Consider the following 7,217-nt stretch of genomic DNA (forward strand, 5'->3'; position numbering starts at 1 on the left):
GCTCTCCCTGAATGAGCGGTTTTAGTGGGCAGTTGATCGGACGTCGATCTGGCCGGTGACGGCGGCGGAGATCAGGGCAGTGCGGCGTTCTCGCAGTAGTTCAATGGATAGAACGGCCTCGCCAATGAGCTGATCTATCTGCCCGGATGCATGCGTCACCGCAGCTATGAGATCTTCTTGTTCAGAGACTGGCGGCACAACCAGTGGCGTGGCCCTGACGTTCTCAAGACTCAGCCCTTGCTTGAGTCCGTACTGTGTAATGCCAAAGTACCTCTGGCCGGCGTCCGATTTCAAGAAAACGCCCAGAAACCAGGGGAGGACATCAGTCGTGGGCCTGATCAAACAGAGATGCTGGTTGATGTAGGCGTCTTCTTCGACCGCGGCACACACAGCCACATTGCCGGTCTTCGCGCCCGTGATGCAAACCACCACGTCGCCGACAAGCAAACGGGTGCGTGCAGCCTCGGCATCGTTTTCAACGGCTACCCGCTTTGCTTGCGAAAACGCGATGCCGAGGTCGTCGGTCAGGTCGCCGCTTTGAACAAATAGCGAACCCTCATCGCCAACTCGTTCGGACCAACCGCGGGGCCCACTGGTTAGAAAGCTGGCGATGCTCCGTACCTGCCGCACCTCCCAATGCGCCGGAACCTCGCCCAGCCACGCCACGCCCGAGTCCTTCATCGGCACCGACGGGTCCAGCCCCTTGGTCACGGCGTGGGAGATGACGGCCTGGCGCTTTTCTTTGAGCAGCGCGATGAGCTGTTCCTGCTCGGCCACCAGCGCGTCGATCTTGGCGGTTTCGCGGTCGAGGAAAGCGGTGATCGCCCGTTGTTCTTCCAGCGAGGGAATCGGTAGACCAATTACTCCGAACTGCTCATAGCTGATATTCTTGCCGTCACGAATTCCGTCCGTGACTGACTGAAGTGCAGTAACGTAGCCAGTGGACTTCAGCAGATATGCAAAGTAGGTCTGCTGACAAGGAATGATCGGGCGAAGCACGGTGTACGCAGGACTTACGCAGCCGTTGTACTTGCTGTGCTCGATACCCCCTTGGAAACTGCGCAAGCTGATGACGAAGTCGTTTTCTCTGACGCGCTTGAAATTTCCGACCCCACCAAGAGCCAAAGCCACCTTTTGGTCTTCCAACTCCATGTAAAGCGTCTGCGGAACAACGCCATACTTTTGGGTCGCTGAGAGTTGCACATCGTCACTCAGAGGAACTTCACGCACCTGTCGGAATACTCTCCTACCAGATAGAAAGTCCCATTGAGCAGGAAGGCGATAAACCCAGCCGCCACCACTCTCCTTGTACGCCGTATACCGCGGAAAACTCATGCTGACAGCCCCTTGATCATGTCGAGGATGCGGTCAGTGGTCTGCTTCAGGTCGGCGTCAATCTCCGCCAGCGGGCGCGGCGGCTTGAAGACGTAGAAGTGGCGGTTGAACGGGATTTCGTAACCCACCTTGGTCTTCTCGTGATCGATCCAGGCGTCGGGTGCGTGGGGCAGCACTTCGCGCTTGAAGTAGGCCAACACGTCTTCGCTCAACGGTACGTTTTCGGTGTCGCGCAGGGCGCTGTCGGGCTGGGGCTTGCCCTTCTGCTTGCCCTTGCTGCCCAGCACGGGCTGGCCGTGCTCGTCCCGTAGCGGGCGCTCCACGGTGATGGTGGTGTAGCCGAAGGCCTGGTTGGGAGAAATGCGGCTGATGGGTTTGCCGTCTTCTTCGGCCTCCACGAACTGGCCGAAAAGCTGGGTGATGCGCTCGATGTGGGCATCGCTCAGTTCCTTGCGTTTGCTGCCCAGGCTCTTGCGCATCTTCTGCCAGTAGCCGCTGGCGTCGATGAGCTGCACCTTGCCCTTGCGCGCGGCGGGTTTGCGGTTGCTGATGATCCACACGTAGGTGCTGATGCCGGTGTTGTAAAACATGTCGGTGGGCAGGCCGACGATGGCCTCCACCAAGTCGTTTTCCAGCACGTAGCGGCGGATCTCGCTTTCGCCACTGCCGGCGCCGCCGGTGAACAGAGGTGAGCCGTTGAGCACGATGCCGAAGCGGCTGCCGCCTTCTGCGGCCGGGCGCATCTTGCTCAGCAGGTGCAGCAGGAAGAGCATGGAGCCGTCAGACACGCGGGGCAGGCCCGGGCCGAAGCGGCCGTTGAAGCCTTGTTGCTCGTGTTCCTTGCGCACGTCTTTTTCGACCATCTTCCATTCCACGCCGAAGGGCGGGTTGGACAGCATGTAGTCGAACTTCTTGTGGGCGTGGCCGTCGTCGTTGAGCGTGTTGCCAAAGGCGATGCTGGTCACGTCTTGCCCTTTGATGAGCATGTCGGCCTTGCAGATGGCGTGGGACTCGGGGTTGAGTTCCTGTCCGAACACGGTGAGCCGGGCCTGCGGGTTGTGCTCGGCCAGGTACTCGCCCGCCACGCTGAGCATGCCGCCGGTTCCGGCGGTGGGGTCGTAAATGGTACGGACCACGCCGGGCTTGCTCAAAATGTCGTCGTCCTCAATGAAGATGAGGTTGACCATGAGGCGGATGACCTCGCGCGGGGTGAAGTGCTCCCCGGCGGTTTCGTTGCTGATTTCGGCGAACTTGCGGATCAGCTCCTCAAACACCAGCCCCATCTGCATGTTGCTGACCTTGTCGGGGTGCAGGTCGATCTGGGCGAACTTCTCGGCCACCTGGTATAGCAGCCCGGCCTTGGACAGGCGCTCGGCCTGGGTGTTGAGTTCGAAGTGGTCAAAGATGTCGCGCACGGCGGGCGAAAAGCCCTGCACGTAGGTGAACAGGTTGTGGGTGATGTTGTCGGGGTCACCCATGAGCTTCTTCATGTCCAGCGGGGACGTGTTGTAGAAGCTCTGCCCGGCCTTGCGCAACAGAAACGGTTCGGGGTTCAGGCCTGCCTTGGTCTGGGCTTCGAACTCAGCCAGTACGGCGGCCTTGGTGGGCTCCAGCACGCAGTCGAGCCGGCGCAGCACCGTGAATGGGAGGATGACTTTGCCGTAGTCGGACTGTTTGTAGTTGCCCCGCAGAAGATCGGCGACTGACCAGATGAAGGCGGAGAGGGTTTGTTGGTTCATGTTTTCCCTGCGTGCACGGCCTCATGGCATGCACGTTTTGTTATTTGGTTGTGGCTCAGTCTTCAGGCGGCCTTGGCGGGTGCGTCTTCCACGTATTCAAGCAATTCGTTGACGGGGACATTGAAATACCGACAGAGCGCGTCGATGGCTTCTAGGTCGATGCGCGTGGCCGTTTCTTGATACAGCAGCGTGACCGTGTTGCGGTGCAGGCCCGTGCTCCGGGCGACATCGCTGATCTTGAGCTTGCGCTCCCCCATCAGTCGGGACAGGTGGCACTTGATCACGACACTCTCCGTAAAAAAATATCACTCAGGATGACAAAAAAGCCTTGACAGCGGCATATTGACGCGCATAATGTCATTCAGGATGACAAAAAAGCTTAGTGAATGTCTTTTTTGAATCCTGATTGTCCCATCATCCTTAAGGAGCGTGAAGTGAGCACCTGTACCTATCTCACGACAGACGAACTGTCGACCCGTATCAAGTACGACAGCAGGACCATCCGGGACCGCCTGAAAGACAGCGTGTTGCTGGAGGGGCGGCATTACATCCGCCCGTTCGGAGGGCGAAAGACGCTCTACATCTGGGAGCACATTGAAACCGACATGGCGCAGTATTCCGCTTTGGGTTCCGGCTCGATCCCCATGGCCAACGGGAGTGTGCTTCATGGGTAGTATTCGCCGCCACGAGAGCAAGGGCACGCTCTTCATGGACTTTCGCCATGCTGGGCAACGCCTGCGGGAATACACAACGTTGCCCGACAACATTAACAACCGAAAACGCCTCCAAAAAGCCTTGGACCGCATCGAAACCGAAATCTCCCTCGGTAGCTTCGACTATCAAAAGACCTTCGGAAGGGCACTGCCAGCAGCCAAGGCAGATGGTGCAGAAGTGGAAGAGGGCACGTTCACGACGTCGGTGGGCAAGGCCACTGGCACGCCGCTTTTCAAGGCGTTTGCGGACCTGTGGTTTACCGAGGCCGAGGTGAGCTGGCGGCGCAGCTACACCATCACCCAGCGGGGTGCATTGGACAAATACCTGATCCCCTACTTTGGAGAAAAGGAGGTCGGCCACATCACCAAAGCAGATGTGCTGGCATTTCGGGCTTCACTCGCCAAAGTCACCACCCGAAAAAGCCTTACCCCTCTGTCCAGCCGACGCGTCAATGCGGTGATGAAACCGCTGCGCCAGATCCTCAACGAAGCAGCCGACCGATTCGAGTTTACTTCTGCCTACCGCAACATCAAACCGCTGAAGATGAAACGCAGCGATGTGTTTCCGTTCTCGCTGGAAGAAGTGCAAAGCATCCTGAGCACCGCGCGGGTGGACTACCGACAGTATTTCACGGTGCGCTTTTTTACCGGCATGCGCACCGGGGAGGTCCATGGCCTGAAGTGGAAGTACATCGACTTTGAGCGCCGACTGATTCTGGTGCGCGAGTCCATCGTGCTCAACGAAGAAGACGAGCTCAAGACCGATGGCAGCATGCGCGACATACAGATGAACCAGCTGGTGTTCGATGCGCTCAAGACCCAGTTTGAGGCCACCGGTAAACGCTCGGACTACGTGTTCTGTGGCCGTGCGGGCAAACCCATCGACAACCAGAACTTTCTCAACCGGGTCTGGAGCCCCCTGCTGCGCCACCTGGGGTACTCACACCGAAGGGCCTACCAGATGCGCCACACCGCAGCCACGCTCTGGCTGGCCTCGGGAGAGGCTCCGGAGTGGATTGCGCGCCAGCTCGGTCACACCAGCACCGAAATGCTGTTTCGGGTTTACAGCCGCTATGTGCCCAACCTGACCCGACGCGATGGTTCGGCCATGGAGCGCCTGCTGGCGCAGCACATCTCGGTCGCACCGGTCACAGGTCAGCTGGTCAAGCCCGCTGCGGGGACCAAGAAGGCACGGGTGAAAGCCACCGAGCAGAGCCCGGAATATGTTTTCGTGGCCAACGGTGAGAGCCGCCGGGAGCCCGGAGACCCGCAGCCTCCGCCCTCGGCGGGACGGCTTCGCGGGATGCGGCTGACGACCATGATGCGCCCAACGGCGCACTGAGACCCAGACCCGTAAAGCCAAGCCAAACCTACGCGGCAGTCACCCCCTTACCCGCCATACCCGCCACGGCCGTTTCAACCGAGCGGGCAGCGGGAAGGGCGGAGCTTTGCCCAAACATGTTCAGCGCCCGAATCTGAAGAGATCCATTCATGAGCAGCACGGCCAAGCGGCCAGCCACAACACCAAGGAAATCCCAATGAACACCCCCATGCCCACCCCCCGACCACAACGCGCAGTCTCCACGCGAGCCAAAACCGCGACCCCTACTGCTATTCCTGCCGCCGTTCCTGCCGCCACTCCCATCGCCCAATCTGTCGCCGGTGCAGCGCGGCCCATGTTTCACCCAGCCCTGCAAGACGTTCCAAGCAGTGCCGTAAGCGATATGCCCGAGCTGTACTCACCCAGCGAGCCCACGCGTTTGAACCCACAGTGGGTGGATCTGTTGCGCAACCGTCTGCATGCCGAGCGGCCCCAGTTTGGCGACATGCTGCTGGAGCGGTTTATCCACAGGGTGTTTGCCGACAACCTGGTGGTCGAGAGCTACTTTCAACCCAAGCTCGCCCACCTGCCGCACCCGCACCTGGCCAACCCCACCGGGGGCAAAGTGGTTCAGTTGATCCCGATGCAAGAAGCGCAGCGCGCTGCCAGGTCGGCGCAGCGCATGGATTTGCTGCGTCCCTATGAGCGCACCTTTGCCTACGCGGCAGCCCTGGTGCGCCCCTGCGGCTTGTTTTACTGCGCCCACCCCTTTGTCCAAAAGTCCGAGGGCTCCACACAGGTGGACACGCACCGTGCCCGCCAACTGATGGCGTGCTTGCTGGAAGATGCGGTGAGGGATCTGAGTCGCCAGCACCACGGCAAGGGGCAGGCCATGGCGGCGGTCCTGGGTCTAGGCTCCATGCAGGGGGATCCCGAACAGATCGCACGCATTGCCAGCGCGGTGGAGTTGTCGCAACTCCGCCTGACCGATCTCTGGGTGCCTGCCCAGGGGTGGGCAGATCCACGCACGTCCCTGTCGTGAGCAATGAGTGGCCTCACGCGCTCAGCGAGACCGCGGTGTTTGCGATGCGCCGCGTTGACCAGCCAACGGGCAATGTCCTCGTTCACGTCCTGGGGATGGGCTGCCCGCAGGCGTTCGACCCGGATCAGCTGGCTCCGTCCAGCACGGGCTTGCATCTTTCGCAGAGGTTCACCAACATTCTGTGGAGTTTTCAGGAGGGCATGGTTCCATGTCTGATGATGATCCGACATCTGTTTCCCCAAGCCGAAAGGAAGGTATGCAGCCATTGCAACGCGCCACAGACTTGCCGCCTCAGGAGGGGCCCGCTCATCAACACGGTGAAGACCAGACCCCGGCGATGCAGGCGTTCGCAAAAGGGTACCCGCGAAACCTGGAGGCTCTCAACCGCCGGATCGCCGAGAACCAGAAGTCGCTCAAGCGTTGGCTGCTCGTGGGGCTGTGCATGCCCTTCTTGTTGGGCGGCAGCATCTGGCGGGATCACCACCGCAACCAGCAGGTGCTCAGCAGCACAGCGGCGGGTGACTTGCTAGACCTGCGCCCGGTGTCCCAACCCAGGGGCTTCAAGCCGGTGGTGCTGGTGCTCAAGACCAGCACCGGCTTAGTGTCCTTGACCGACCCGCTGAGCCTGGCGAGTGGTGTGGCCCTGGTCCGTGAAGAGCGCCAGAGCGGGCGCTCGTTCATCTGCGGAAGTTGTCAAGCTAGTTGTCGCCTGAGGTTGTCAAATCAAGCTGCCTTCTGATCGGACTCCTTGGTTTGTGGGCTGTCTGGGTTTAGGTGAACCTCGTCGATGAAGGTCCAGTTGCGGGTGTTTCCTGACCAACGCGCTGGATGTTGTTGCCTGGCTTTTTCATAGACCGCAGCACGTGCGTGCAGCAAAGCTTCATCGGTCTGTGCATGGCGCTGCGCGGGGGTCACGAAGCTGATTGCACTGTGCCTGTGCTGCTCGTTGTACCAGTGCACCAGCTCGGTCACCCAGCGCCTGGCCTGCATCAGATCGGCAAACGGCTTGAGCGGCAGCTGCGGGCGGTACTTCAAGGTCTTGAACAGCGATTCGGCGTATGGGTTGT

At 60.2% G+C, this 7,217-nt stretch carries 8 protein-coding genes; 4 read left to right on the top strand and 4 right to left on the bottom strand.

Annotated features, from left to right (window positions below; genetic code table 11):
- Positions 1-21: 21 nt before the first annotated feature.
- From AC0GNR_RS06785 to AC0GNR_RS06795, 3 genes are all read right to left on the bottom strand, one after another.
- Positions 22-1,335, bottom strand: a complete 1,314-nt coding sequence (locus AC0GNR_RS06785) for a restriction endonuclease subunit S (RefSeq protein WP_472900206.1) — start codon at positions 1,333-1,335, stop codon at positions 22-24.
- On the bottom strand, positions 1,332-3,074 hold the full coding sequence (locus tag AC0GNR_RS06790; RefSeq protein ID WP_472900207.1) for a type I restriction-modification system subunit M: 1,743 nt from the start codon (positions 3,072-3,074) through the stop codon (positions 1,332-1,334). Before AC0GNR_RS06790 ends, AC0GNR_RS06785 begins: the two co-directional genes overlap by 4 nt.
- Positions 3,075-3,136: 62 nt before the next feature.
- Entirely contained in the window at positions 3,137-3,358 is a 222-nt protein-coding gene (locus tag AC0GNR_RS06795; protein ID WP_472900208.1) for a helix-turn-helix domain-containing protein, read from the bottom strand.
- Positions 3,359-3,460: 102 nt separating this feature from the next.
- Here AC0GNR_RS06795 and AC0GNR_RS06800 point away from each other — a divergent pair, with 102 nt between their 5' ends.
- The 4 genes from AC0GNR_RS06800 (at position 3,461) to AC0GNR_RS06815 (ending at position 6,889) form a co-directional block, all read left to right on the top strand.
- Positions 3,461-3,748: a hypothetical protein gene (locus AC0GNR_RS06800; protein ID WP_472900209.1), complete on the top strand. Its 288-nt coding sequence runs from the start codon at positions 3,461-3,463 to the stop codon at positions 3,746-3,748.
- Positions 3,741-5,129, top strand: coding sequence for a tyrosine-type recombinase/integrase (locus AC0GNR_RS06805; protein WP_472900210.1), 1,389 nt, complete (start codon positions 3,741-3,743; stop codon positions 5,127-5,129). Before AC0GNR_RS06800 ends, AC0GNR_RS06805 begins: the two co-directional genes overlap by 8 nt.
- A gap of 334 nt (positions 5,130-5,463) precedes the next feature.
- Positions 5,464-6,150: a hypothetical protein gene (locus AC0GNR_RS06810; protein ID WP_472900211.1), complete on the top strand. Its 687-nt coding sequence runs from the start codon at positions 5,464-5,466 to the stop codon at positions 6,148-6,150.
- A 208-nt stretch (positions 6,151-6,358) separates the two neighbouring features.
- On the top strand, positions 6,359-6,889 hold the full coding sequence (locus AC0GNR_RS06815) for a hypothetical protein (protein ID WP_472900212.1): 531 nt from the start codon (positions 6,359-6,361) through the stop codon (positions 6,887-6,889).
- Here the strand turns inward: AC0GNR_RS06815 and AC0GNR_RS06820 are convergent.
- A partial coding sequence (locus tag AC0GNR_RS06820; RefSeq protein WP_472900213.1) for an integrase core domain-containing protein occupies positions 6,874-7,217 on the bottom strand: 344 nt, incomplete at its 5' end. The two genes, AC0GNR_RS06815 and AC0GNR_RS06820, sit on opposite strands and share 16 nt — an antisense overlap.

Source organism: Hydrogenophaga sp. LT287, assembly GCF_055702805.1.

Bases quoted from the DNA above. Each gene is read 5' to 3' on its own strand.
- AC0GNR_RS06785 (WP_472900206.1), bottom strand. From the start codon at position 1,335: ATGAGTTTTCCGCGGTATACGGCGTACAAGGAGAGTGGTGGCGGCTGG.
- AC0GNR_RS06790 (WP_472900207.1), bottom strand. From the start codon at position 3,074: ATGAACCAACAAACCCTCTCCGCCTTCATCTGGTCAGTCGCCGATCTT.
- AC0GNR_RS06810 (WP_472900211.1), top strand. From the start codon at position 5,464: ATGTTTCACCCAGCCCTGCAAGACGTTCCAAGCAGTGCCGTAAGCGAT.
- AC0GNR_RS06805 (WP_472900210.1), top strand. From the start codon at position 3,741: ATGGGTAGTATTCGCCGCCACGAGAGCAAGGGCACGCTCTTCATGGAC.
- AC0GNR_RS06800 (WP_472900209.1), top strand. From the start codon at position 3,461: ATGTCTTTTTTGAATCCTGATTGTCCCATCATCCTTAAGGAGCGTGAA.
- AC0GNR_RS06815 (WP_472900212.1), top strand. From the start codon at position 6,359: ATGTCTGATGATGATCCGACATCTGTTTCCCCAAGCCGAAAGGAAGGT.